Here is a 24,382-nt window from a genome sequence, read left to right as displayed (position 1 = left end):
ATGGGTGCTCTGACGAAAGCTGAGATGGCCGAAAGGCTGTACGAGGAGCTGGGGCTTAACAAGCGTGAGGCCAAGGAGCTGGTCGAGCTGTTTTTCGAAGAAATTCGGCACGCACTTGAAGAGAACGAGCAGGTCAAGCTGTCCGGTTTCGGCAACTTCGACCTTCGCGACAAACGCCAGCGGCCGGGCCGTAACCCCAAGACAGGGGAAGAGATCCCGATCACCGCACGGCGCGTCGTCACCTTTCGTCCAGGGCAGAAGTTGAAGGCCCGGGTTGAGGCCTATGCTGGAACCAAGCCATAACGACGAACTGCCCCCCATACCGGGCAAACGCTACTTCACCATTGGTGAAGTGAGCGAGTTGTGTGCCGTAAAGCCACACGTGCTGCGGTATTGGGAGCAGGAGTTCGACCAGCTGAACCCTGTGAAGCGGCGGGGGAACCGGCGGTATTACCAGCGCCAGGATGTGCTGATGATCCGCCAGATTCGTGCGCTGCTGTATGACCAGGGGTTCACCATTGGCGGGGCGCGGTTGAGGCTCTCCAGTGATGAGGCTAAAGATGAATCCAGCCAGTACAAGCAGCTGATTCGGCAGATGATTGTTGAGTTGGAGGATGTGTTGGTGGTTTTGAAGAAGTAAGCTGGGTTTCTGATGAGTGGAAAATTTTTTGAGAAAAAGCTTTCATTTATCAGAGGGTTAGGGTACATTCTTCAACGTTCTCGGCAAGATTGAGAACATGCTTCAAAGCCCAGTCGGGGCGTAGCGCAGCCCGGTAGCGCACTTGCATGGGGTGCAAGGGGTCGAGTGTTCGAATCACTCCGTCCCGACCATATATTCAATGACTTAGGCCATTTCCGAAAGGAGTGGCCTTTTTCATGTGCGTGACTTTTGCGTCACTTCTCAGGGTTTTACGCCTGCCGGCACTGTGCTTGCAACAGCTCGACCCGTACCTGGGCGACCTAGCCCTTGCGCGTAGCAGCGTGAGTCCATCCATGCCACCGGCTCGGCCGGTGCTGGGCCGACACGTGCTAAACCGCACATCGGTCCAAGGCCAACTACAGGCTGGCCCATCGGCGCCGCATCCACCATGGCACTGATACAGAGTGATACGTCCCCTCAGCTGCCAGCGGCCCAGTGGCGCCGCTTGTCCATGATGAAGTCGACGAAGGCTCGCAGGCGCAACGGCATGTGTCGGCCTTGGGGATACAGCAGGGTGAACGGCCGCGAGCGGCCCGCGAAGGGCCGCAGCACCTCGACCAGCGAGCCCTCGGCAAGCTCGCGCTCGACGATGAAGCGGTAGGTCTGGAACAGTCCCGCGCCGTGCTTGGCCAAGGTCACGCCCCCGAGCACGTCGTCCGAGCAGACGTAGCCGCCGTCGGTGAGGACTTCCCGTTCGCGGCCCTCCTCGTCGAACAGCCAGGCGATGCGCCGACCGCTGCTGGGCAGTTCGAACTGGATGCAGTCGTGCCGCGCCAGTTCTTCAAGGCTCTGCGGCTCGCCCGCGTGTTCCAAGTAATCTGGAGTGGCCACCACCACCAGCCGGGCGTCTTCCAGTGGCCGGGCGATCAGGGTCGAATCCGGCTGTGCACGCACGCGGATGGCCAGGTCGTAGCCCTCGCCGACAAAGTCGATGTTGCGGTTGCCCAGGTGGATGTCGACCTGCACCTTCGGGTAGCGCCGTCGAAACTCGGGCAGCAGCGGCAGGATGCGGTGGTGCCCGTAGGTCGTGGGCAAGCTGATGCGCAGTGTGCCCGAAGGCTCCTGCTGCTGACCGGTCACCACCCGTTCGGCCTCCACCAGGTGGGTCAGCGCCTGACGACACTGTTCGTAGTAGCCTCGCCCGCCCTCGGTCAGGCGGATGCTGCGGGTGGTACGGACGAACAGTCTGGAGCCCAAGCGCTCTTCCAGGCGGCTGATCGAGCGACTGACCGCTGCCGGCGTCACGCCCGCCGCGAGACCGGCCGCGGTAAAGCTGCCCAGCTCCGCCGCCAGACAGAACAGCTCGATGCTGCCGAGTAGGACGTCGTCGAAATGCCGCTGCATTGATTACACCATGTATCAACTGAAGTTCTCGCTGCCATATTTATCCTTATCTGAAGCAAAAATATAGTCCTCCCAACGGCGCACTTCGGCGCCACCTGATTGGGAGAAATGACATGAGCAACAGCAAAACGGTAGTGATCACCGGCGCCTCCAGCGGCATCGGCTTCGGCCTGGCCAAGGCTTTCCTCGACAGTGGCTTCAATGTGGTCGGCAATGCCCGCTCCGCCGGACGCCTCGCCGAGGCCAAGGCACAACTGGACAGCCCCGCCTTCATCGGCGTGGCCGGCGACATCGCCAAGCCTGAGACCGCCCGCCGCCTGATTCAGGCCAGCATCGACGCCTTCGGCCAGGTCGACGTGTTGGTCAACAACGCTGGCTTCTTCCTGCCCAAACCCTTCATCGAATACAGCCCGGAAGACATCCAAGGCATGCTGGAGACCAACCTCAAGGGCGTGGTCTACGCCTCCCAGGCCGCCGCCGCGCACATGATCGAGCGGCGCCAGGGTCACATCATCAACATCACCGCTGCCGTGGCGCTGCAACCCAACATCGCCGTGCCCGCCGCCCTGCCGGTGCTGATCAAGGGGGGCCTCAACCAGGTCACCCGCGCCCTGGCGCTGGAGCTGTCGTCGCACAACATCCAGGTTAACGCGGTGGCTCCCGGCATCATCGAGACGCCGATGCACGATCCGGCCAGCTTCGACTTCCTCAACGGCCTGCAGCCGGCCGGACACATCGGCCGCGTCAGCGACATTGCCGACGCTGTGCTTTACCTGGCCAACGCCGGGTTCACCACGGGCGTGGTGTTGCCGGTCGACGGCGGTATGAGTGTCGGCAAATGGTAATAGGCTGAACGTAACGGGGAGGCATCCCGCCTCCTTGCCCTGATTTCCCCACCCCATAGGAGTAATACCATGCCCTTCGTCAGCGTCCGCATCACTCGCGACGGCGTCACTCGTGATCAGAAAGCCCAGGTCATCAAGGAAATCACCGAGACCTTGCAGCGAGTGCTCGGAAAGAAACCTGAGCTCACCCATATCGTGATCGAGGAGGTCGACACCGATAACTGGGGCTACGCCGGCATGACCACCACCGAGTACCGCAGCAAAGAAACTCAGGGATGAGTTCCGAACTGCCCCGGCGGCGCGAATCAGCGCCTCCAGGGCGGCCTTGGCTCGACACGCTTGCGAAGGAGAACCCACTTGGAGACCGGGGTGGCAAATACGCTTGCGCATCTCGTATAGGGAGAGTCTCGCCCCATGTTACCGAGTCTTAACTTCCTCAGGATAACGCTGGCACATAGACAACCTGGTCACGCCCCCCATGTTTGGCCGCATAAAGACCGCCATCAGCCCGCTTTATTGCATCATCAACCTGCTCACCCTGGGTGAGCAGGGAGCATCCGATGCTCATGGTCATCTTCCGAGGGCCGCCGGGTAACAGAAACGGCGCGCTGCCGATTGACTGACGCAAGCGCTCCGCAATCTGCGTTAATTCTTGGCTATCTTTAACCCGTAGCAAGGCCACGAACTCCTCTCCTCCTTGGCGTACCAGCAGGTCATCTGGCCGAAGCGTAGCCCGCAGTCGGCGGGCGCACTCGCAGAGCACTTTATCGCCGGCATCGTGGCCATGCTCGTCATTGACCGATTTGAAACGGTCGAGGTCTGCGTATACGGCACCTAGCTGTAAACCTCGCTCCTCAGCCAAACGAAGCTCTCGGTTCTGAAATGCTGCCAACGCCCCGCGGTTCCATAGTTGTGTCAAAGGATCAAGCAAAGCCCTGCGCTGCCCGCGATCCATTTCAACACGCAGAGCGCGATTGACCTGAGCTAGGCTCCGCAGTTGCAAATAACCCTCGGTGAGCGTGGCTAAGTCCCGAAAATTAGCCTGTTGCGCCTCGCTGAGCTTCCGCGGCCGAGGATCGAACATGCACAGGGTGCCAATGGCTTTGCCATTTGAGGCACGTAACGGGTGGCCCGCATAGAACCGGATATAGGGTGGGTTCAGCACGAGGGGATTGTCCTCGAAGCGTGAATCGCACCTGGCATCGGAAACCATCAAGGTATCTTCGCCGAGAATCGCGTAGCCGCAAAAGGACACATTGCGCTTCGTCTCGCTTACCTCGATGCCGATTCGAGCCTTGAACCACTGCCGATCCTGATCGATTAGGCTGATCAGAACGGTCTCCACCTGGGCTAGTTCTTGGGTGAGTCGTACCAAGGTATCAAGATAATGCTCGGCCGGCGTATCGACCAAGTCCATGTCATCAAGTGTGCGCTGACGAAGTGCTTCATCAGCGGGTAGGGGACAAGCTGGCATGTCTGTTACTCCACTCCTTGGTTCGTTTTTTCACAAACGCGGATAGAAAAATCTCAAGCATCTTGGCCAATGCCGCACACGCTCGGCGCCTTCAGGCCAGCCGAAGTAGAGAGCATAGCAAACCGGTTGGCTCTATCCCGGATCCTCCAGTGGGTCATACCTGTGGCGTTGATCGGCGCGGCTCGGTCGGTCGCCGAAGACCTCGACAAACTTCTCAGACCTACAGACGGCTTGAACAAACGGTTGAGGTTGTCGCCCCTGCCTGCCTTATTGGAAATCCGGTATTGACCTCGAGTTAAGTCAAGGTTTTAGAGTGGCGTCCGGACGCTCTCGCTGCTTTCGGAAACGAACTCACAAAGGACCAGGAATGGACACTCCGACTTCACTGCTGATTTTCCAGATCACCTGCTGCATTGGCTTGAGCCTGTGGCTGAGTATCAGCCTGATCAACAACCTGCAGGCCTTTGCCAGCTCAGCCGGGGCGATCGGGGAGACCATGTCGATGGCGCCGCTGGCCCAACCTCCCGCAATCAGCCTCCCTCTGCTGGTGCGAGCGATGACCTCTCACGCCATCCATCGCTTGGCCTTGTCGATCATAGTGCTGACACAGGCAGCCGCCGTTCTCGCGGCTTGGGTTGGCTGCTATGAACTGCTGCTTGGCGCCGGCTTGGAGGTGGCGCGGCCCTGGTTGAACCTGGCCTTGAGCGCAACGCTCGGGTTCCTGTTCGCGATGCTGCTGGGCGGGATATGGTTCGGCTACTGGATCCGCCAGGAAGGGTTGCAACTGACCCATCTGCTGTTGATGGTCTGGATCCTGCTGCACTTCGTCGTACTGAATGTCCGCTGGAGTTGAGCGGCCTAGGGAAGCTTGGAGCATTTCAGTTAAAAGGAGCAACAGATGAAGATGATGATCGTAGGCGCCGGAAGAGGGTTGGGCCGGGCTTTGCTCGAAGGGCTCGGCAAGCCAGGGGACACGCTGATCGGCGTATCACGCAAACAGCCGTCAGACTTGGCCCTTGCCCCGGACATCGATCTGCACTGGGTCGATGCCGACCTTGCCAAGCCAGCGGCGGCTGTGGCACAGATCGCGGATCGGGCACCTGCCGATCTGGATGTCCTGATCTACAACGTTGGCATCTGGGAAGAACACGCCTTCAGCGAGCACTATGCATTCCTTGACGACAGCGACGAATCGATCACCAGGCTGGTCGAGGTGAACATCACGGCCACGCTGCTTTTACTCAAGCGCCTGGTGCCCAAGTTGCTTGGTGCGCCCCGGCCGCAGGTGATCCTCACCGGTTCGACCTCAGCTCTTCGCCAGAGTGGGCGCCCGGAGGTAGCGTTCGGCGCCTCAAAGTTCGCCCTCAACGGCATGGCTGATGCGCTGCGCGAAGGTTTCAGGGATGACAACCTGGCGGTGACCGTGCTTCAACTGGGTTATCTGAATACCGACGACTCCCTGAACACGCCATTGGCGCAAGCCGCAGCACGTGGCGAGCGACGCCAGGTACCGGTGCATGATGTGGTCACCATGGTCGACGCGCTGTTGCGCTTGTCCGGGGCATCGTTCGTACGGGAGCTGATCTTGCCGGCTATCGGTGATGAGCGCTTTTGAGGCCAAAGCTGCCATCAGCCCTCAAGTTTACTGGCTGTGCTGCCGTCGGTACTCGCCCGGTGTCATGCCTCTTCAGGCTCGAAGCGCGCAAGAAAGAAATTGAATTCATAACCCAACCAGAAACGCAATTTCCCCTGAGGACAGGTTTGAGCGAAACGGTCTGTAGCCGTGCCGTTTCGTCCTTTTTTTGAATCGATTACGTCACTGAAACTGCATGGATTGGACGCTTGTACCACTGTCTTGAAAACCGTTGTGCTACGCAAAACCACCCCTGCAGAGAATTCGCTCGAGCGGTTAGGGCGACTGTGATTACGCCGGAATGTTGTCCTTTTTCCACTGCGCTGTAGGAAAATTCCTCTTTTTTGATAGGCTTCTGCCGTCAGTCGAGAGGAAAATGGAATGCCCGTCGTCATCGTTGAAAACGATACATCACAGTGGGAAGACCAGACAGGCGCTGTCTATCACTTCCCCAAGCGTTACCAAACCTTGCTCGCTCAGGGAACCGAGGTTGTTTACTACAAAGGGCGTATCAAAGATAAAGCCTTTGCCTCGGTCCGTCTGTGTGCCAATCCGCACTATTTTGGCAAGGCACGTATAGGCAAGGTCTACGCAGATAGCAGTAGTAATAAGGGTGATCTTTTTGCTTTGATTGAAAATTTCATTCCATTTGAAAGCGCTGTTCCCGCCAAAATCGACGGCGCGTACATGGAGACTATCCCCGGCAGCCGCGCGAGTAACTACTGGCGTGACGGGGTTCGGCTCATTTCTCAGTCTGATTACGACGCTATCTTAAGCCACGCGAAGCTTTTAGATCCGCGGTTGGATACTGCTTTACCGCAGTCAGAAGACGATCCGATTACACTTGAATCGGCTAATGAAGGCAGCAAGACAAGCTACTTTGGAACCCGATACGAACGCCGGAAAGATCTTAGGATGAAGGCCATCGCTATTCACGGTCTTGACTGCAAAGCATGCGGTTTTGATTTCGAGCAGGCTTACGGCGAACATGCAAAGGGCTTCATTCACGTTCATCACGTAGTACCTATTTCGAAATTTGGTGGAGAACAGGCTGTGAATCCTGAGACAGACCTCGTGACGTTATGTGCCAACTGTCATGCGGTAGTCCACCGCAAGCGCGACATGACCCTCAGTGTCGATGAGCTGAAAGGCATGTTACGCGGACGATGGGTCGTCGAACCTCAGTAGCCTAGCTACAGCGTTCAATCCAATAATATGAGTATCTTCTAACACGCCAATAGCTCTCGCTGAAGCAATGCACAATGGAGGTGGTATGCTCTTTGTTCGCCCTGTAGCAGCATCTGATTGGCGATCTTATCGGGATCTACGTCTGCGGGCCCTACGTGACTCTCATGAGGCGTTCGCGAGTACTCACGAGCGCGAATCAGTCCGGGACGACGATGATTGGCGAGCCCGCGTATCAGCCGTCGCTAGCTCCAGCACTGCTCAAGCTTTCTTCGCTCATTGGAATAATGAGGCGTGTGGCTTGGTGTGGTGCAAGGCATCCGACGTTGAGTCAAGCGTTGTCGAGATTTTCCAGATGTGGGTTGCGCCTGATGCACGTGGGCTCGGAGCCGGGAGTGCCTTGCTTGAGAGGGCTATCACATGGGCTGAAGATCGCGGTGCGGCATGTGTCCGTCTTGGTGTGACGATTGCAGATAGCCCGGCGATGCACTTGTACAAAGCGAGCGGATTTCATGCAGTCGGCGCACCGGAGCCTTTGCGTGAGGGTTCGGCTTTGATGTCTCAGTCGATGGAACTGAATCTTGGACCGCGTCCAGCGAGAAAAGAGGCAAGGGGCTAGGTCGTTGGGTCGCCTTCAAAATCGGGAGTTGCATAGGTCTTGAAGGCACCCAGTCAATGATGAGTCATTCAGCGCATCATGCCCAGTTCCGCATCATCCATCAGCGCCTTGGCTAAAGCGCAAAGGTAGTGCGAAGCCCAGATCAACTGAGGTTTATCTTCCATCAATCCATCCAGAGTCATGTCCCGTGCATAGCCCATCAGTTCCGAAGCCTGTTCACGGGCACTCTGGCAAGGGATGCCGGCTTCGATGCGGAAGAGGGGATGGGTCTGGTTTTCACCTTGGTAGAAGGTGGTTTTGCCGACGGTGAATTTGGTTTCTTCTGTGGACATTGTTCAGTTTCCCCAAGATTGCTTCAGCCTGTACGGGCCTATTCGCGGGTGAACCCGCTCCTACGGGAGCACGGCAGTCTTCAAGGCTGAGGGAGTGCCTGGGAGGGTATCCGCGAAGAGGCCGGCCCAGGCAGTACATCAGCGACACGTCAATGCATAGTCCGAGGTTCACTGGGCATCTGCACTTGGGCTATTGCGGACTCGAGCAAAGCTCTCAAGGTCTCCAGTTCATGCATCGAGGTCATCATCAGAATCGACGCGGGTGACTTGGGCTGCAGCAGCATTGCCTGATGCACGACAGTTGCAGCGCAAAGCGCGTAATCCGTGGCCTGGATCAGGGTGTCTTCAAGGCAGAGGGTTCTGTGGGGTGGATCTGGAACGATCTTGAGCATGGCGTAACTCCAACGTCGGAAAGTGGAGCTACCTCAACCTTGCTGTCAAACAAGATGGTGGCAGCTGTACGCGGGTTGACAGACCGAGACGTTGGCACTCGGCGCACCACAGGGTGCCCACACGTACAGCCGCCATGAAAGCGAGCACATGAGGACAACGTCAGCGGTCTGTCAAAACCGGTCGCTGAATTGGCAGCGACAGGCCGAGACTAGGGCTGACTATTTCCATGTGCAACGAAAATCAGGCGCGAGGAGTATCTTTGGGAAATGGCCTACAAGGAAGGGGTAATTTCTGATTTTTCGACCCGCTCCCGTTCCCCAAAACGTCGACAGGAAACATGCGGGCAAAAGAAAACCCGCCGAGGCGGGCTAAGTACTATCACGTAGGGATAGCTTCATCCTGCCCAAGCCACTGTGAAAATTGGGTGAAAGAAAGGTCCCCATAACGTGATCATCCAGAGGGCCCCGCGCCCTTTAAAGCTCGGCTTTGTGCCGCTGGTGGCGCTGAAAGCGGGTAACCGCGATCTGGACGGCAGCTGCCACGAGGCACAGTAGGCCGACTTTCCAGCTGCCCTCCAGGCCGTAATGCTCGGCGATCTTCCCCGTGATGATGACGCTAACGAAGATGGCGAAAGGCAGGATCAGTTTGTTCATCGGGTCTTCCAGCAGGCTGCAAATGGCTCGGGTGAACATGCAGTTCACCCAGCGGAAAGGCCGAGATCTTAGCAAATCCGGTTGCGGCGTGGTGGTCACATCCAGAGCGGTTGCAAGGTGTGCTGTCTGTATCGCGATAATGGCAATGGGGCAGCATGGACTTGCGCGACCCAGCCCTCGAAACTGATCCATTCGCATCTGGACCAGGGCCGGTCATGAATAACCTGCAACGCACACTCTCTCTCATGCTGCTGCTGGCAGCCGCTTCGTTGACTGCCTGCGTCCCGTGGAAACGCGAACGCGCCGCCTACGCGGACCTTTGCGAATCCGAGTTCCAGTTCAAAGTGCCAGGCCCGCAGGGGGAGACCACCCTCTACCTGGAAACCTACCTCTACGACCACGCCGCCCTATGGGGCGAAAAGCGCTATGAGCAAAGCCTGTACGTGCAGTACCCGGGCGAGAAGTACTCGCGGCAGGAATTCTTTGTGCAAATGATCGCCTACAACAAAGACCGCCAACGCCCGTATACCGATTCAAAGCGTGGCGAGCCGCCGATACCGGTGCTGTACGACAGCCGTCAGGCTTACATCACCTTTGAAGACGGCTCGCGCCTGAATGCGCGGCCCGAGGTGTACTTGGGCCTCAACGAGACCTACGACTTTCCGTTGGTGAATGAGAAGACCGCCCGGCCATCGCCATACGACATCAACAGCGATGAAGTGCACCGGATGATTCCCAGGATGACCAACAACAAGCGCTATGGCTCGGCTTACGTGATCTTTCAGACGGACAAGTTCGAGGCAGATTCCAAGTGGACGATTCATCTGGGGGCACTGGATGTGCAGGGCCGCAAGGTGCAGATTCCGCCGCTGAAGCTCTGCTATCACCCCGTTAAGAAATGGATCGGGATCGAGCCGCTCATGCGGCCTTGAGTGGAAGGTGTCCGCCATGGGAGGTTTGGCGGCGCTCGATCTCACCGGCAATACAAACCCACCGGCGAACACCTCCCAGCCCCCCCATTGCGAATTTCCTGGTTTCAGCTAACTTATACAAAAACCTGTACAAGCATGAGAGGTTGTACATGTATTGCGAGTGGCCCTTCACCCTGTACTTTGACGGCGCCTGCCCGTTGTGCGCTCGGGAGATAGCCTTCCTGCGCAGGCAATCGACTGGGGGAAAGCTCATCCTGGTTGACATCAGTGCTGATGATTTCGATGCAGGGGCGTTGGGCTTGACGGTTGAGCAACTGAGGTCATGCCTGCATGGAAGGTTCGCGAGCGGGCAGTGGGTTACAGGCTTGGACGCCACCTTGTGGAGTTGGCGTGCTGCCGATGTGGGCCTGTGGGTCGCGCCACTGGCTTGGCGTCCGTTACGTCCCCTGTTTTCGGTGCTTTACAGGCTGTTCTGTCGATTGAGGCCACACTTGGCCTGGCTACCACATCCCGCTGGCGGGCACCGCTGTAACGGTGAGGAGTCCAAATGTCACATTCGTTAGCCGAGCACTATCATGAAATCCTGGTCGGTATTGGTGAAAACCCGCAGCGCGAAGGGCTTCTGGACACCCCCCAGCGTGCGGCCAAAGCGATGCAGTACTTGTGCAACGGGTATGCACAGAATCTTCACGAGGTCGTGAACGGTGCTTTGTTCGAGAGTGAAAACGATGAAATGATTGTGGTGCGTGACATTGAACTCTACTCATTGTGCGAACACCACATGTTGCCATTCATTGGCAAGGCGCATGTCGCGTACCTGCCAACAGGGCGCGTGTTAGGGCTTTCCAAGGTTGCACGCGTAGTGGACATGTTCGCCCGTCGTTTACAGATACAGGAAAACCTGACGCGGCAAATTGCGTATGCCGTGCAGGAAGTCACGGATGCCGCAGGGGTGGCGGTCGTGATCGAAGCCAAGCATATGTGCATGATGATGCGCGGTGTAGAGAAGCAGAACTCGGTGATGATTTCATCCGTGATGTTAGGTGCATTTCGCGACGCCCCCTCGACGCGACACGAATTCCTGAACCTCATTGGACGACACAATTGACATCCGATCCTGAACCGTTGCGAAGGGGCGCCCAGATGAGTTCCGTTGCTACTGTTTTATCTCCAAGCCGCTTCGCTGTCCTGGGTTACGGCGGTCTGCTGCCGTTTATTGGTTTGACGCTGCTCATCCTTTTTTGGGCTGAATATCGAGCTTTTTTATCGATGATGCTGGTCGGCTATGGCGCGGTGATATTGAGCTTCGTCGGTGCCCTTCACTGGGGGTTCGCCATGACGTTGCAGGGTTTGCCCGCGAAGCAGCGTCAAGAGCGACTGGTGTGGAGCGTTATACCGGCCCTGATCGGTTGGGTTGGCACGTTGCTGCCTGTGCCGGTGGGGTGTCTGGTGTTGACCTTCGGTTTTGTCGGCCATCTTTGGCAGGATCGCAAACTGGCGCAAGCCGTGCCTGGGTGGTATCTGCCGATGCGCGTGCATTTAACGGCTGTTGCGAGCCTCTGTTTGCTGGTCAGTGCACTTGCGGTGTTCATTCATTTTTGAAACCCCAAGCAACCATTGATGAGTCACTTCTGCGGCCCACCCCAAATATCCCGACCGATGCACACAACCCCGTCAAACAGCAAACGCGCCGTCCTCACCAACCCGCACCCCTTGATCACGCCATTTTCCAGGCTGATTTCCACCGTAAATTCCCCACTCGGATGCTCCACCGCCAAACGCTGACGATCACCGCCGGACGTGCTGGCAAGGCCCTGTGCAACCGACCCTTCAATCAAGCAGGCCGTAGCAACACTCACCGCACCAAACACCCCGATGGACGCATGGCAGCGGTGCGGGATGAACGAGCGCGTATTGACCGTGCCGCCGTTGCGCGGTGCCGACAGCAGGCACATCTTCGGCACATTGCGCTGGCTGACATCACCCAGGTTCATGCGTGGGCCCAGTTGCAGGCGGATGGCTTCCAGGCGTGTTTTCAGGGCGCTGTCGGCCTCCAGCGTTTCGCACGGCTCGTAACCGGTCACGCCAAGGTCCTCGGCACGCAGCAGTACCACCGGCATGCCGTTGTCGATGCAGGTCACTTCCAGGCCATCGACACAGTCGCGGCTGTTGCCGGTGGGCAACAGGGCTCCGCAGCTGGCGCCGGCCACGTCGGCAAACGTGACCACCAGCGCCGCCGCACGGCCCGGCACCCCATCAATACGGGTATCGCCGGCATATTCCACCTGGCCATCGGCGGTCGGCACCTGGGCGACGGCGATCTGCCCGGTGTTTTCCATGAAGATGCGCACCGGTGTGCTCGCGCCGCTGGCGGCCACCAGGCCGCGCTCAAGGGCGAACGGCCCTACGCCGGCCAGAATGTTGCCGCAGTTTTGCCCATAGTCCACCCGCGCCTCGTCCACCACCACCTGAGCGAACAGGTAGTCCACGTCGGCGTCATCGCGCTGCGAAGCGCGGATGATGGCGACTTTGCTGGTGAGCGAGTCGGCGCCGCCGATGCCGTCAATCTGCCGGGCATCGGGCGAGCCCATCACCGCCAGCAGCACCCGGTCACGTAGCGGGCCGGGGGCGGGCAGGTCGTCATGCAAAAAATAGGCGCCCTTGGAGGTGCCGCCGCGCATCAGCAGGCAGGGTATGCGGGTCTGGCCCATGTTCAGCCTTCCAGGTCGGTGAGGTGGTCGACATAACGCAGGCCCTTCGCCGCCAGGCGCGGGCGCATCTCGTAGATGTCCAGGCCAAGCTCGCCGGCGGCCAGGCGCAGGCGTTTGCGTTCTTCCAGGTCGGCGCGCTGGGTGGCGGCCTCGAGTACCGCCTGGGCTTCGCCATGGCGCACCACCACTACGCCGTCGTCATCGGCCACCACGATGTCACCGGCATTGACGAGCTGCCCGGCACACAGCAGCGGCAGGTTCACCGAGCCCAGCACCTCTTTCACCGTACCTTGGGCGTTGATGGCGCGGGACCACACGGCAAAGCCCATGTCGCGCAGTGTCTGGCTGTCGCGCACGCCCGCATCGATCACCAGGCCGCGCACGCCGCGGGCCTGGAGCGAGGTCGCCAGCAGGTCGCCGAAATAGCCATCGCTGCACGGCGAGCTGGGCGCCACCACCAGTACGTCGCCTGGGCGGCACTGCTCCACGGCAACATGGAACATCCAGTTGTCGCCTGGGGCCACCAGCACGGTTACCGCGCTGCCGGCCACCGCCACACCTTGCTGGATAGGGCGCACGGCAGTATTGAGCAGCCCCTTGCGACCTTGGGCCTCATGCACCGTGGCGACACCCAGCCGGCCCAGGGCATCGATGATGTGTGGCTCAACGCGTGGGATATTACGCACGACGATGCCGGTCTTGCCGATCAGCCCGCTCATGCCAGGTTCTCCGTCACGCGTGGGAACACGCTCTGCAGGCCTTCGGCGTAGACGATGTTGCGTGCGCTGGTGATGCCCACGTTACGCTTGGCCTGCACGCCGCGCTGCAGGGCTACACGGGTGTAGTACTCCCAGAGGTGTTCCTGGCCGGCCATGCACTGGATGGCGGCATACTTTTTGTCCCACACCGGGGTGATGTCCAGGAAGGTGTCCGGGCGCCATTCGCACTGCTCGGGCTGGTGCGGCTCAAAGGCGTACACCGGCGGTGCGCCAACGATCTTCTCGCCCGGCTTGTAGCCTTCAGCCTGCGCGATAATGCGGGCTTCCTGGGCCAGGTGCATGGCCAGCGGGTGGTCGTAGTTGTAAGGGTCTTTGAGGGAGTGGCTGAGTACGAACTCCGGTTGTACCCGGCGATACACATCGGCCAGGCGGAACAGGGTGTCCTTGTCGGCGCGCATCGGGTAGTCGCCGATGTCGAAGAACTCCACGCTGGCACCGAGGATTTCGGCCGCCGCCAGGGCCTCTTCACGGCGTGCGTCCTTGACCTTGGCTTCGGTCATTTCACCCTTGCGCCACAGCTTGGCAGACTCACCACGCTCACCGAAAGACAGGCAGACCACGTGCATGGCATAGCCTTGCTCAGCGTGCAGCGCAATGGCGCCACCGGCACGCCAGACAAAGTCGGCGGAATGTGCGCTGACCACCAGGGCGGATTTTTGTGGGGTATTCATGGTTCGCTGGCTCCTGCAGTGGGGGTGGGCGCAGGATGTCATTGGCCTGTGCAGGGCACTAATGCGTTCATTTGCAGCGGCTATGCGTTTTATTTATTGCCGGGCAAGCGGGGTAGAGGCATAGTCGCCGCAGTCACGAGCCGAGCGCCGGGAGCCCTTATGATCGATGTCGAACTGCCCAACCTGATGCAAGTGCGCGCGTTCATTCGGGTAGCCGAGCTGGGCAGCGTTTCGCGGGCGACGGAGGTGCTGTTCCGTGCTCAGTCCGTAGTCACCCGCGCCATCGCCGAACTGGAGGCGCGCTTTGCCGTGCCCCTGTTCGAGCGCCATGCCAATGGCATGCGCCTGACCGACTATGGCGAGTGCCTGCTGCCGCGTGCACAGCGCGTGCTGGCGGAACTGGACGGTGTGCCGAGTTTGCTGGGCACCGCGCAGGGCGAGCCCCTCTACCTGTTTCAGGCGCGGCGCCTGCAGGTGTTCGTGAAGCTCTGTGAAACACGGCACATGCAAACCGTGGCGCGGCACTTCGGCCTTAGCCAGCCGGCGGTCAGTGCTGCCTTGAAAGTGCTCGAAGGCGGCTGCGGACAGCCCTTGTTCGTGCGCACGTCGCGCGGCCTGCAGCCCACTGTGGCCAGCCGGGACATTCTGTTTCCCATCCGCCGGGCGCTGAACGAGTTGCGCCTGCTGGACAGTGACCTGAGCGCGATGCAAGGCACCCTGCGCGGGGTGGTGCATGTCGGCGCGTTGCCGTTGGGCCGCTCGCGCATTCTGCCGGATGCCATTTTACGCTTCACGGCCCAGCACCCACAGGTTCGGGTGGTGACCAACGAAAGCCCGTTCGACCTGCTGGCAACCGAGCTGCGGGTAGGGGATGTGGATTTCGTCTTGGGCGCGTTGCGGCCTCACGACTATGCCAGCGACCTGGTGGGCGAGCCGCTCATCAACGAGGAAATGGTGGTGCTGGCCCGTCGGGGGCACCCGCTGTTGCACACTCACCTGACGCTCAAGGGCGTGCACCAGGCGCGCTGGGTGTTGCCGCGGGCCGGCTCGCCGGCCCGTCAGCTGCTCGACAACTGCTTCGCCGCCGCGGGCCTGACAGCGCCGTGGCCGGTGGTGGAAAGCGCTGATCTGGCGGTTATCCGTGGCCTGCTGGTGCGTTCGGACATGCTGGCGGCGGTGTCTGCGCACCAGTTGGCTTACGAGATTGCCAGCGGCGAACTGCAACGCCTGCCGCTGGCACTGCCCGGCACTGCCCGCGCCATCGGCCTCATGCAGCGCAGTGGCTGCCTGCAGTCACCGGCGGCAGTCGCGCTGATGGCCTGTATCCGCCAGGTCATCACCGAGCAGGCGTGAGCCCAGGAGGGTGCCTTAAAGCAGGCTCAGCGGGTAGCTGACGATCAGCCTGTTCTCATCGAAACTGTTGGTGCTGCCCCAGTCCCGGCGCTGGCTGGAGTTGCGCCACTTGAGGTTCAGGGCCTTGAACGGCCCGGACTGGATCACATAGGCCAGCTCGCTTTCGCGGCCCCACTCGGTGCCGTCCTGGGTGCTGGCGTTGTGCACGTTGTCGCCGTGGATATAGCGGTTCATCAGGGTCAGGCCGGGTATGCCAAGCACCACGAAGTTGAAGTCGTGGCGCACCTGCCAGGAGCGTTCGCGGGCGCTTTCGTAGCTGGAGCCGAAGGCGTCGTTGGCCAGCGTGCCGCCGCTGGCGCCGTTGACCCGGAACCATTCATCATCGCCCATGACCTTCTGCAAGCCGACGTAGAACGTGTTGCCACCCAGCTTCGCCGAGAACAGGCCCGAAGCGGTGCGGTTGTCCAGTTCGCCGGCTTTGGCGCCACCGTCGTCCTTGCCCCAGAAGTAGCCCAGGTTGGCGCCCAGTACCCAGTTGCCCAGCGGCTGTTGATGCTGCACCTGGAAGTAGCGCTGCTGGTAGATGTCTTCCAGCTGGGCATACCAGGCGCCGACCAGGGTGCGCTCCTGGTTGAAGCGGTATTCGCCGCCGGCGAAGTTGAAACGGTCCGAGGTGAAGGCTGTGCGGGTGAACAGGCTCATGTCCTGCATGCTGGCGTCGTTGCGCGGGCTGTTCTGGCGGAACTGGCCGCCATACAGGCTCAGGCCGGCCAGCTCGTTGGAGGTGACCTGCGCGCCCTGCAAGGTTTGTGGCAGCGAGCGGCCGTCATCGGCGCGCAGGATGGGCAGGGTGGGTGACCACTCGCCGACCTTGAGTTCGGTCCTGGAGACCCGCATCTTGCCCGCCAGCGCCGTGCGGCCAAAGTCGTCCGCCGGGCGCCCGTCGTCATGAACAGGCAGCAACTGCGTGCCGGCGGTGCCCTTGCCGCCATCGAGTTTGATGCTGTAAAGGCCCAGCACGTCAACGCCGAAACCGACCACGCCGGGGGTGAAGCCGGACTTGAAGTCGAGGATGAAACTTTGCGTCCATTCCTCGGCTTTGCCTTGGCTTGCCGTGCCCGTGTAGTCGCGGTTCATGTAGAAGTTACGCAACGTCAGGCTTGCCTTGGCATCGTCGACGAAGCCTTCGGCCAGGGCTTGCAGTGGCAGGCTGGCTGCCAGTGCGAATGTGGGGACGAGCGGGTACAGGGTGAGGCATTTCATTATTTTTATTCTCCAGGGATGGGCAAAGCGCTGCCCGCCAGCGGCGCATCGGCGCTGGGCAGGTTGAATCAGGGAGCGGTGGGGGTGGCGGCGCGGGACGCGCCGTCACACGATCAAGCGGGTTGCATCGGTCAGTTGGGTGCTTTGCCGGCCACCGAGTAGCGAACCTGCTGGTTACGGGTCTTCATGAAGTCTTCGATGCTCTGCCCGCGCATGGCGGCGTAAATGTCCAGGTTGGATACACCCAGTACGGCGCCCAGCTTCTCCAGCACGAAGAAGATCACCCCGTAGTGGATCAGCCCACGCCAGTCGCGGCGGCGCAGCAGGTCGCTTTCCTCTTCGCTCAGGCCCGCCTCGCGGTACAGCGCTTCGGGTTCGCTCAGGAAACGCTGGCGCCACTGCGGCTCAATCATGCGATGCAAGAACTTGTTCAGGCGGTAGCCCTTGGCACTGCGCTCCAGGGTGTAGGGGTAGGTGCCTTCAAGCTGCTCAGCCCCTGCCAGCTGATGCTGCATGTGCTGGCGGTGACGTTCGTTGACCGGCGCCGGCAGTGCTTGGTCGCGGTTTTCCAGCAGCAGGGTGGCGATGCCGGTCATCGACGGCAGGTAGTAGCTTTGGTGCTTGCGCTCAACGTTGGCAGACAACGCGCCACGCATGATCAACCAGGTAATCACCTCGGCACCTTCCATGCCGCCGAGCGTGGCGTACTCGGCCAGTGTCATCTCGGTAAGGCGCTGCGGGTCGTTCACCAGCAGGTCAAGGAACTGCGCGTCCCACTCTGGGTTGTTGAAGCCGCAACGCTCGCCATGCACCTGGTGTGACACCCCGCCGGTGGCGACGATCGCCACCTTGAGGTCTTCGGGGTAGCTCTCGATGGCGCGGCGCAATGCCTGGCCCAGTTTGTAGCAGCGCCGTGCCGTGGGGATCGGCAGCTGCAGTACGCCGACCTGCAGCGGCACGATCTGTACGGGCCAGCTTTCATCGCAGGGCAGTAGGGCCGACATGGGCGAGAAGAAGCCGTGGTCCAGCGGCTTGTCGCGGAAAAAGCTCATGTCGAACTCATCGGCCATCAGGCTCTGGCCGATGTGCCGCGACAGCGCTGCGTGGCCGCCGACTGGCGGCAGGTCCCGCGGGTTGCCCCCTTCATCGGCCACGCCATATTGCTCGTCTACGCCCAGGGTGAAGGCGCTGTAATGGTCAAAGAAGAACGAGGTGATGTGGTCGTTGAAGATATAGAACAGTACGTCCGGCTGGCGCTGCTGCAGCCACGTGCGAATCGGCTCGAAGCTTTCGAAGATCGGCGCCCAGGCGGCTTCTTCCTGTTTGTCGTGGTCGACTGCGAAGCCGATGGTTGGGGTGTGGGAGACGGCCAGGCCACCAATGATACGAGCCATGCGAAAGTCCTCTGTTACAGGTTACGGCGCGGTTACTGCGGGGGTCGCGCGCAGCCGGGCGTGGCCGTTGGCCAGGATCGCCAGGGCAGCGGCGAATGCCGGCAGGCCGAGGAGGGTGAACAGCAGCGGCAGGCCCAGCCCCAGGCTGAGCACGGCACCACCGATGAGGGAGCCGAAAATGGCCCCGAAGCGCCCGATACCGAGCATCCAGCTTACACCTGTGGCGCGGAACTCGGTCGGGTAGTAGCCAGGGGCGAAGGCGTTCAGGCCGGTCTGCGCACCGCTCATGCAGAACCCGGCAGCCGCCACGCCCACCACCAGCAGGCTCGACTCCAGGCTCAGGGCGCCCAGTGAGACGATGCACAGGCCGCCGAGGGCGTAGGCGATGGCGATGACCCGGTTGGGGTTGCGTCGGTCCATGATCCAGCCGACCACGATTGCGCCCACTGCGCCGCCGATCTGGAACAGGCCGGTAATGGTGGCGGCGCGCTCGATGGACAGCCCGCCATCACGCAGCAGGGTCGGCAACCAGCCCATGGTCAGGTAGATCACTAGCAGGCCCATGAAGTAGGTCAGCCACAGGGCCAGGGTGCCAAACCGGTAGCGCTCGCTGAACAGCTGCCGGGCCGGTGCCTTGTGCTGCGTGGTTGGCTCACTGACGGTAAAGCAGGTGCCGGCAGCGAAGCGGCCGCCAAGCTTGGCCAAGGCTGCCGCAATCTGGCTGGCCGGTGCCTGGCGTGCGGCGAGGAAGCGAGCGGACTCTGGCAGCAGCCACCACAGCAAGGGCAGCAAGGCCAGTGGCAGCAGGCCGCCGGCCAGCAGTACCGATTGCCAGCCGTGATGAGGGATCAGCCAGGCGGACAGGAAGCCGCCCAGGCCCGAGCCCATGTTGAAGCCGGTGAACATGATGGTGATCATCAGCGAGCGGTTGCGTGTGGGCAGGTACTCGGCAAGCAGGGTGGTGCAGTTGGGCATGGCCGCACCCAGGGCAATGCCGGTCAGCAGCCGTAACACAGCCAGCTCATAGGGGTTGCGGGCGAAGGCGCAGGCCAGGCTCAGCAGGCTGAAACCGCTGACCGCGATCAGCAGCACTTTCTTGCGGCCCAACCGGTCGGCGTACGGGCCGGCGGTCAGCGCGCCGATGGCAAGGCCGACCATGCCGGCACTCATCACCGGGCCAAAGGCGGCGCGCGACAGGCCCCAGTCCTGCATCAGCGAAGGCGCGATGAAACCCATGACGGCGACATCGAAGCCATCGAACAGCACGATCAGGAAGCACAGCACCAGGATCAGCCACTGGTAGGCAGCAATGGGGCGGTTATCGATCCAGTCTTTGACATCGATGGGGGCATCGACAGGAGGCTTAAGCATGCGTGGTCACCTTTGTTCTTGTATTGGTGTGAGTTGCGCCGGGTTCCGGTAAGGCTTCGAACGCGTAATGGCCCAGCAGCAACCACCCCGCCGGACGACGGCGTGAGGCGGACTGTAATCCCATGGTCCAGGGCAGCGCCTGCGGGATTTCTTTAATGAGATATCCAATTTTTTTATCGCAGACTTCGCGGCGCTAATGTCGCGTCAAGCTGTGCCGCTCGGCAGCAAGCTGTTGCCCTGTAAAAGACCTGATGCGCTGCTGGCGTCGTCAGGCTTCCTGGCGATGACGACGCTTACGGTGATTTGTTTCTGAATGTGTGATCTCTCCCGCTCAGTCTTCGTCAAGAAGAGTGCCCCTCGCCGTCGTCTGGGGATTGATACAGGGCCTTCCATGCAAACGCTGTTGAACGAGATTCTCGAAGAAGTACGTCCCTTGATCGGCAAGGGCAAAGTCGCTGACTACATTCCCGCGCTGGCTGACGTGCCGGCGAACCAACTGGGTATCGCTGTCTATGGCAACGATGGCAGTTACCACTGCGCAGGCGACGCGCAGGTGCCATTCTCGGTGCAGAGCATTTCCAAGGTGTTCAGCCTGGTTCAGGCCATTGGCCATTCGGGGGAAGCCATTTGGGAGCGACTGGGGCATGAGCCTTCGGGGCAGCCGTTCAACTCGCTGGTGCAGCTGGAGTTCGAGCGCGGGCGGCCGCGTAACCCGTTCATCAATGCGGGGGCATTGGTGATCTGCGATATCAATCAGTCGCGCTTCGCTGCCCCCACGTTGTCGATGCGCGATTTTGTCCGACGGCTTTCAGGCAACCCTCACATCTCGATCAATACCCGGGTCGCTGATTCGGAATATCAGTTTCGCGCGCGCAACGCTGCCATGGCGTACCTGATGCAGTCCTTTGGCAACTTCCATAATGAGGTCGAGACGGTGCTGCGCAGTTACTTCAGTTACTGTGCACTGCAAATGAACTGCCTGGACCTGGCGCGGGCATTCTGCTTCCTGGCCAATGATGGGTTCTGCAAGCACAGCGGTGAGCAGATCCTGACGCGGCGCCAGACCCAACAAGTGAACTCGATCATGGCCACCAGCGGGCTGTATGATGAGGCGGGGAATTTCGCCTTCAGGGTGGGTTTGCCTGGCAAGAGTGGTGTGGGTGGCGGGATCGTGGCGATCGTACCGGGGCAATTTACCGTATGCGTGTGGTCGCCAGAGCTGAATGCGGCGGGCAACTCCCTGGCCGGGATGGCGGCGCTTGAGCTGCTCAGTTCGCGGATCGGATGGTCGGTGTTCTGATCTGCGAACTCAGGGGCCATCAGGCGTCGCCTTGGCGGGGCACACCGGAAATGGAACCTACCGAAGATGACCCGCGAAGCGTTTGCTCCTTATCAGTGCCTTGCCACTGACTTGCTGAAGTATCTGCCGTCTGACCAGAATGATGGCTCCCACGACTTGGCCCATATTCATCGTGTGTGGGTCAATGCGCACCGGATCCAGCGGGTGGAGGGTGGCGACCTTGAAATCTTGCTTGCGGCGACGGTGCTGCACGACTGTGTGGCGGTGGAAAAGCATTCGCCGTTACGTGGGCAGGCCTCGACGTTGTCGGCGAACAAGGCTGCATCAGTCCTTGCTGAGATGGGCTGGCCGAGCGGGCGTGTTGAGCAGGTAGTGCATGCGATCAAAACGCACAGTTACTCGGCGGGGTTGGAACCGCTGACACGTGAGGCCTGCATCCTTCAGGACAGTGACCGGCTTGACGCCATAGGCGCGGTGGGTATTGCCCGGTGTTTTTACGTCTCCGGGCGAATGGGGTCGGCGCTCTATGACTTCGAGAATCCTTTCGCGCAGCAGAGGGCGTACCAGGACGGGGCGTATGCCATCGAGCACTTCCAGACCAAACTGCTCAAGCTCGCCTCGGGCTTTAAAACCCAAGAAGGGGCGCGCCTTGCTGCCGAGCGTCATACCTGGCTTGAAACCTTTCTTACCCAGTTCATGGACGAGATTACCGGGGCAGGTTAGTCATGCCGGGCTTGTACCGTCGTGCTTGAGCTCAGTCAGCCCAGCGCCACAGCGGCTCATCCAGCAACCCAACCCCCCGCAGCTGGGTTTGCCCTTGTATTTTTTCCAGCTCTAGCACATTGCACCCGTCACAGGCTGCCAGCGCGTTGATTAATGGCGCACTGTGCGATACCACCCAAACCTGGCTACGGCGTGATGCACGAATGATCAGCCGCGCCAAGGCCGGGAGCAGGTCCGCGTGCAGACTGGTTTCCGGTTCGTTCAAGACCATCAGCGATGGCGGCCGTGGTGTGAGCAGGGCGGCCATCAGGAGAAGATAACGCAGGGTACCGTCCGACAATTCAGCACCGTCGAGCGGGCGCAAAAGCCCGTGCTGGTGCAGCCGTACACTGAACAGCCCGCCAGGTGGCGCATTGATCTCCAGACGGCTGCCGGGAAACGCGTCATTCAGCGCTTCCACCAGATCCTCCACATCGCCAATTTCGATAATGGTCTGCAACGCCGAGGCCAGGTTGCGCCCGTCGTGATGCAGCACCGGCGAGCGAGTGCCCAGTTGGGGTTGACGGCAAGGCGCGTCACGGTCAATCCGGAAGTGATCGTAAAACCGCCAGCTGTTGATGAACGCGCGCAGGTCACCGATTTCCGGTGCCTGGCGGGGCCGGCCGACGATGTTGAAGAAGCTCTCGCCGCTGTCAGCATGCTGATCGAGCACCGCCCAGCTGTTGCCCTCGCGGGCCCGCACCAGGGCGTTCTTGCGCTCGACCAGCAAGGACGAGGGCCGATAGGCGCCAGCGCCCCAGATGGCCTCGCACTTTATTTCAGGGTCGAGCATGAACGCGCTCGGATACGGCAGGGGAATTGGCAGGCCGAGGGTGATGGCAAACCCGAGGTCCTCGGTGGCAAAGCCCAGGCGCAGGCGCCTGGCTTCGCTCGGATGCTGGCCTTGGATGGGCACTTCGCCGCGCCGCATTCGTGCGCTGGTTTCCGGGCCAGCCCACCAGGTCGAATCCAGCCCGCCCTCACGGGCGAGCGCTTCGACCACGCCGCCCTGTGCGGTTTCGGCCAGCAGGCGCAGCGCCTTGTACAGGTTGGATTTGCCGCTGCCGTTGGCACCGGTCACCAGGTTGAGTTGGCTCAGCGGCAGCACCAGGTGGTTGATCGAGCGGTAGTTGCCGATGGCGAGGGTAGTGAGCATGCAGTGCTTCCCAGCGTGGACCAGGCGACCGATTGTGGCCGAAGCGTGCCTCCCTTGTCAGCCATCCCTGCTGAGGCGGTTGCAAGTGAAGCAGGCGTGCGCACCGTCTATAGTGTGGGGCAACCTCTCTCGCAAAGGATGCTCACATGGCCAGATCAACAATCATGACAGCCGTTGTCACCTCATTGGCGGTGGCCTTGGCCTCTGGCCCGGTGCTCGCCGACCCGGGTAATGGCAAAGGCCAGGGCCAAGGTCAGGGGCACGGCAAGGGCCAGGCGCCGCACGCCCAGGGCCAGGGCAATTCGGGCGGCCACAAGCAGAGCGTCGGCGGCAATGACTGGCACGGCGGCCCGTCCATCGACCGTGGCGATGTACTGGGCATCCTCGGTGGCCACCGCAACTACTGGAGCCCGGGCCCGGCATTGCCTCCAGGTATTCAGAAGAACCTGGCCCGCGGCAAGCCCCTGCCACCTGGTATCGCCAAGAAACTGGATGGCCGTCTGCTGGGGCAGCTGCCTCACTATGACGGGTATGAGTGGATGCAGGCAGGCGCAGACCTGATACTGGTCGCCGTGGCGACCGGGATCATCTATGAGGTGTTGAACGGGGCGTTCGACTAAGGCCGCAGGTGCGAGCAGTCCGCCCGGTCCCTGCAGGCGCTGGCTTGCCTGCGATGGGCTGCGAAGCAGCCCCAACGGCCTATCAACGTCGCCGCAACACAGCGGCCAGCCCAAGGGTCAGCACCACAGCGCACAGCATGGCCAGCCCGATGGTCACGCCAACGCCCCACGTTTCCAGCAGCCCCGCCAAGACCAGATAGAACGCAATCACCCCCACTGCGCCGATCGCATTCCCCCGCACCATCGCCGCCATCCCGGCTCGCCCGCCCTGCACATGGGCGAACACTACCAGCGGCCAGGCAATCACCGGAATCGGCGCCAGCATCCCGCTGGTCGCCGGGCCCAGCCAACTGGCCAGGCTGGTGGTGATCATCAGCAGGGAAGTGGCAGATACCATGCGCAACGGGATTTCCCAGTGCCGGTGCCGGGGGCGGGCCAGGGTATCAGATTTGGGCTCGCGGCCGCTGGCGCGGATCAGCACGCCGATCAGCACCAACGCCACTGCAATCGACAGGTACAGGCTGCCCCAGTGGGTAAAGGCATAGGCGGCCAGGCCATAGAACAGCAACGCCAGCAGTACGGCCACGGCGATGCCGAGTGTGCGCGTGGCCAGCAGGTAGACGGTGTAGGTGGCCTGCACCGCCGCCAGGCCGCCCAGTGCGCCGGGCAATGCGCCCAGGGCGAAGGCCGTGCCCTGTTCCAGGCACAGGAAGGTCATCACCAGCGCCGAGGTGATCGGCAAGCCGGACAGCAATCCGCCTAGCAGGCCGCCCCAGCGCCGGGAGGCGAGGGAGATGGCCCACATCAGCAGGGGTGTGATGGTGAGTTTCAGGTAAAACAGGGTCATTGCGGGTGCATCCAGGCTTGATGAAGGTGCGCCCGCCTTCGACAT

28 protein-coding genes, 1 tRNA gene and 1 pseudogene are annotated in these 24,382 nt (G+C 61.0%); 17 read left to right on the top strand and 13 right to left on the bottom strand.

Annotation, left to right across the window (positions count from 1 at the left end; all coding sequences use genetic code 11):
- The 3 genes from ihfA (at position 1) to PRJ_RS17190 (ending at position 831) form a co-directional block, all read left to right on the top strand.
- Positions 1–303: an integration host factor subunit alpha gene (gene ihfA, locus PRJ_RS17200; RefSeq protein WP_003250679.1), complete on the top strand. Its 303-nt coding sequence runs from the start codon at positions 1–3 to the stop codon at positions 301–303.
- On the top strand, positions 284–640 hold the full coding sequence (locus PRJ_RS17195; protein WP_003250681.1) for a MerR family transcriptional regulator: 357 nt from the start codon (positions 284–286) through the stop codon (positions 638–640). Before ihfA ends, PRJ_RS17195 begins: the two co-directional genes overlap by 20 nt.
- 114 nt (positions 641–754) lie before the next feature.
- Positions 755–831: transfer RNA gene (locus tag PRJ_RS17190), tRNA-Pro, on the top strand.
- 286 nt (positions 832–1,117) lie between these two features.
- Here the strand turns inward: PRJ_RS17190 and PRJ_RS17185 are convergent.
- On the bottom strand, positions 1,118–2,044 hold the full coding sequence (locus PRJ_RS17185; protein ID WP_104962061.1) for a LysR family transcriptional regulator: 927 nt from the start codon (positions 2,042–2,044) through the stop codon (positions 1,118–1,120).
- Between the two features lie 113 nt (positions 2,045–2,157).
- Between PRJ_RS17185 and PRJ_RS17180 the strand changes: the two genes are divergently transcribed.
- Positions 2,158–2,889 carry an SDR family NAD(P)-dependent oxidoreductase gene (locus PRJ_RS17180; RefSeq protein WP_104962060.1) on the top strand — a complete coding sequence of 244 codons (732 nt, stop codon included), beginning with the start codon at positions 2,158–2,160 and terminating at the stop codon, positions 2,887–2,889.
- A gap of 69 nt (positions 2,890–2,958) precedes the next feature.
- Positions 2,959–3,168, top strand: a complete 210-nt coding sequence (locus PRJ_RS17175) for a 4-oxalocrotonate tautomerase family protein (RefSeq protein ID WP_010953438.1) — start codon at positions 2,959–2,961, stop codon at positions 3,166–3,168.
- Between the two features lie 157 nt (positions 3,169–3,325).
- Here PRJ_RS17175 and PRJ_RS17170 read toward each other — a convergent pair whose 3' ends face one another.
- On the bottom strand, positions 3,326–4,363 hold the full coding sequence (locus PRJ_RS17170; RefSeq protein ID WP_104962059.1) for a sensor domain-containing diguanylate cyclase: 1,038 nt from the start codon (positions 4,361–4,363) through the stop codon (positions 3,326–3,328).
- Between the two features lie 367 nt (positions 4,364–4,730).
- On the opposite strand from PRJ_RS17170, the gene PRJ_RS17160 reads away from it, so the two are divergent.
- The 4 genes and pseudogenes from PRJ_RS17160 to PRJ_RS17145 form a co-directional block, all read left to right on the top strand.
- Entirely contained in the window at positions 4,731–5,216 is a 486-nt protein-coding gene (locus tag PRJ_RS17160; protein ID WP_104962058.1) for a DUF2165 domain-containing protein, read from the top strand.
- A gap of 45 nt (positions 5,217–5,261) precedes the next feature.
- Complete coding sequence (locus tag PRJ_RS17155; RefSeq protein ID WP_104962057.1) at positions 5,262–5,978, top strand: SDR family oxidoreductase; 717 nt, start codon at positions 5,262–5,264, stop codon at positions 5,976–5,978.
- Between the two features lie 399 nt (positions 5,979–6,377).
- Positions 6,378–7,184 (top strand): HNH endonuclease, encoded by an 807-nt coding sequence (locus tag PRJ_RS17150; RefSeq protein ID WP_104962056.1) that lies wholly within the window; start codon positions 6,378–6,380, stop codon positions 7,182–7,184.
- 67 nt (positions 7,185–7,251) lie between these two features.
- Positions 7,252–7,805 (top strand): annotated as a pseudogene (locus PRJ_RS17145) (GNAT family N-acetyltransferase); the annotation flags it as partial.
- A 63-nt stretch (positions 7,806–7,868) separates the two neighbouring features.
- On the opposite strand, the gene PRJ_RS17140 reads toward PRJ_RS17145, so the two are convergent.
- The 3 genes from PRJ_RS17140 to PRJ_RS17130 all read right to left on the bottom strand — a co-directional run bounded on the left by PRJ_RS17140 (position 7,869) and on the right by PRJ_RS17130 (position 9,217).
- Entirely contained in the window at positions 7,869–8,132 is a 264-nt protein-coding gene (locus PRJ_RS17140) for a DUF3077 domain-containing protein (RefSeq protein WP_003250694.1), read from the bottom strand.
- A 149-nt stretch (positions 8,133–8,281) separates the two neighbouring features.
- On the bottom strand, positions 8,282–8,524 hold the full coding sequence (locus tag PRJ_RS17135) for a hypothetical protein (RefSeq protein ID WP_104962054.1): 243 nt from the start codon (positions 8,522–8,524) through the stop codon (positions 8,282–8,284).
- Between the two features lie 474 nt (positions 8,525–8,998).
- On the bottom strand, positions 8,999–9,217 hold the full coding sequence (locus PRJ_RS17130) for a hypothetical protein (RefSeq protein ID WP_070095704.1): 219 nt from the start codon (positions 9,215–9,217) through the stop codon (positions 8,999–9,001).
- A 176-nt stretch (positions 9,218–9,393) separates the two neighbouring features.
- On the opposite strand from PRJ_RS17130, the gene PRJ_RS17125 reads away from it, so the two are divergent.
- From PRJ_RS17125 to PRJ_RS17110, 4 genes are all read left to right on the top strand, one after another.
- Positions 9,394–10,110, top strand: coding sequence for a hypothetical protein (locus PRJ_RS17125; RefSeq protein WP_104962053.1), 717 nt, complete (start codon positions 9,394–9,396; stop codon positions 10,108–10,110).
- A 149-nt stretch (positions 10,111–10,259) separates the two neighbouring features.
- Entirely contained in the window at positions 10,260–10,673 is a 414-nt protein-coding gene (locus tag PRJ_RS17120; RefSeq protein ID WP_104962052.1) for a thiol-disulfide oxidoreductase DCC family protein, read from the top strand.
- The gene (folE, locus tag PRJ_RS17115; RefSeq protein ID WP_014591526.1) at positions 10,658–11,218 is read left to right on the top strand and encodes a GTP cyclohydrolase I FolE; all 561 of its coding nucleotides are present in this window, start codon (positions 10,658–10,660) and stop codon (positions 11,216–11,218) included. Before PRJ_RS17120 ends, folE begins: the two co-directional genes overlap by 16 nt.
- A gap of 35 nt (positions 11,219–11,253) precedes the next feature.
- Entirely contained in the window at positions 11,254–11,712 is a 459-nt protein-coding gene (locus tag PRJ_RS17110) for a DUF3429 domain-containing protein (RefSeq protein ID WP_104962051.1), read from the top strand.
- Positions 11,713–11,735: 23 nt separating this feature from the next.
- On the opposite strand, the gene PRJ_RS17105 is transcribed toward PRJ_RS17110, so the two are convergent.
- Genes PRJ_RS17105 through galB form a run of 3 tightly spaced genes read right to left on the bottom strand, consistent with a single transcriptional unit; the run spans position 11,736 to position 14,313 of the window.
- A complete protein-coding gene (locus PRJ_RS17105; protein ID WP_104962050.1) occupies positions 11,736–12,821 on the bottom strand; it encodes a 4-oxalomesaconate tautomerase in 1,086 nt (361 codons plus the stop codon).
- 2 nt (positions 12,822–12,823) lie between these two features.
- Entirely contained in the window at positions 12,824–13,540 is a 717-nt protein-coding gene (locus PRJ_RS17100; protein ID WP_012052864.1) for a 4-carboxy-4-hydroxy-2-oxoadipate aldolase/oxaloacetate decarboxylase, read from the bottom strand.
- The gene (gene galB / locus PRJ_RS17095; RefSeq protein ID WP_104962049.1) at positions 13,537–14,313 is read right to left on the bottom strand and encodes a 4-oxalmesaconate hydratase; all 777 of its coding nucleotides are present in this window, start codon (positions 14,311–14,313) and stop codon (positions 13,537–13,539) included. The genes PRJ_RS17100 and galB overlap by 4 nt, the downstream gene beginning before the upstream one ends.
- Before the next feature lie 117 nt (positions 14,314–14,430).
- On the opposite strand from galB, the gene PRJ_RS17090 reads away from it, so the two are divergent.
- The gene (locus tag PRJ_RS17090; RefSeq protein WP_010953450.1) at positions 14,431–15,624 is read left to right on the top strand and encodes a LysR family transcriptional regulator; all 1,194 of its coding nucleotides are present in this window, start codon (positions 14,431–14,433) and stop codon (positions 15,622–15,624) included.
- A gap of 15 nt (positions 15,625–15,639) precedes the next feature.
- Here the strand turns inward: PRJ_RS17090 and PRJ_RS17085 are convergent, their stop codons facing one another.
- The 3 genes from PRJ_RS17085 to PRJ_RS17075 form a co-directional block, all read right to left on the bottom strand.
- On the bottom strand, positions 15,640–16,887 hold the full coding sequence (locus tag PRJ_RS17085) for an OprD family porin (protein ID WP_104962048.1): 1,248 nt from the start codon (positions 16,885–16,887) through the stop codon (positions 15,640–15,642).
- Positions 16,888–17,018: 131 nt separating this feature from the next.
- Entirely contained in the window at positions 17,019–18,281 is a 1,263-nt protein-coding gene (locus PRJ_RS17080) for a gallate dioxygenase (protein ID WP_004575382.1), read from the bottom strand.
- Positions 18,282–18,302: 21 nt separating this feature from the next.
- Positions 18,303–19,652 carry an aromatic acid/H+ symport family MFS transporter gene (locus PRJ_RS17075; RefSeq protein WP_104962047.1) on the bottom strand — a complete coding sequence of 450 codons (1,350 nt, stop codon included), beginning with the start codon at positions 19,650–19,652 and terminating at the stop codon, positions 18,303–18,305.
- Between the two features lie 391 nt (positions 19,653–20,043).
- Here PRJ_RS17075 and glsB point away from each other — a divergent pair, with 391 nt between their 5' ends.
- Positions 20,044–20,952 carry a glutaminase B gene (gene glsB, locus PRJ_RS17070; RefSeq protein ID WP_014591518.1) on the top strand — a complete coding sequence of 303 codons (909 nt, stop codon included), beginning with the start codon at positions 20,044–20,046 and terminating at the stop codon, positions 20,950–20,952.
- 66 nt (positions 20,953–21,018) lie between these two features.
- Positions 21,019–21,675 (top strand): HD domain-containing protein, encoded by a 657-nt coding sequence (locus PRJ_RS17065; RefSeq protein ID WP_104962046.1) that lies wholly within the window; start codon positions 21,019–21,021, stop codon positions 21,673–21,675.
- A 31-nt stretch (positions 21,676–21,706) separates the two neighbouring features.
- On the opposite strand, the gene PRJ_RS17060 is transcribed toward PRJ_RS17065, so the two are convergent.
- Positions 21,707–22,870 (bottom strand): AAA family ATPase, encoded by a 1,164-nt coding sequence (locus PRJ_RS17060; protein WP_104962045.1) that lies wholly within the window; start codon positions 22,868–22,870, stop codon positions 21,707–21,709.
- Positions 22,871–23,016: 146 nt separating this feature from the next.
- Here PRJ_RS17060 and PRJ_RS17055 point away from each other — a divergent pair, with 146 nt between their 5' ends.
- The gene (locus tag PRJ_RS17055; protein ID WP_012052855.1) at positions 23,017–23,490 is read left to right on the top strand and encodes an anti-virulence regulator CigR family protein; all 474 of its coding nucleotides are present in this window, start codon (positions 23,017–23,019) and stop codon (positions 23,488–23,490) included.
- Positions 23,491–23,572: 82 nt separating this feature from the next.
- Here PRJ_RS17055 and PRJ_RS17050 read toward each other — a convergent pair whose 3' ends face one another.
- The gene (locus tag PRJ_RS17050; RefSeq protein ID WP_104962044.1) at positions 23,573–24,337 is read right to left on the bottom strand and encodes a hypothetical protein; all 765 of its coding nucleotides are present in this window, start codon (positions 24,335–24,337) and stop codon (positions 23,573–23,575) included.
- Positions 24,338–24,382: the final 45 nt, after the last annotated feature.

Source organism: Pseudomonas sp. XWY-1 (assembly GCF_002953115.1).
Taxonomy (GTDB): domain Bacteria; phylum Pseudomonadota; class Gammaproteobacteria; order Pseudomonadales; family Pseudomonadaceae; genus Aquipseudomonas; species Aquipseudomonas alloputida.
Note: the sequence above shows the minus strand (reverse complement) of the source record. Positions and strands in the feature narration are given on the sequence as shown.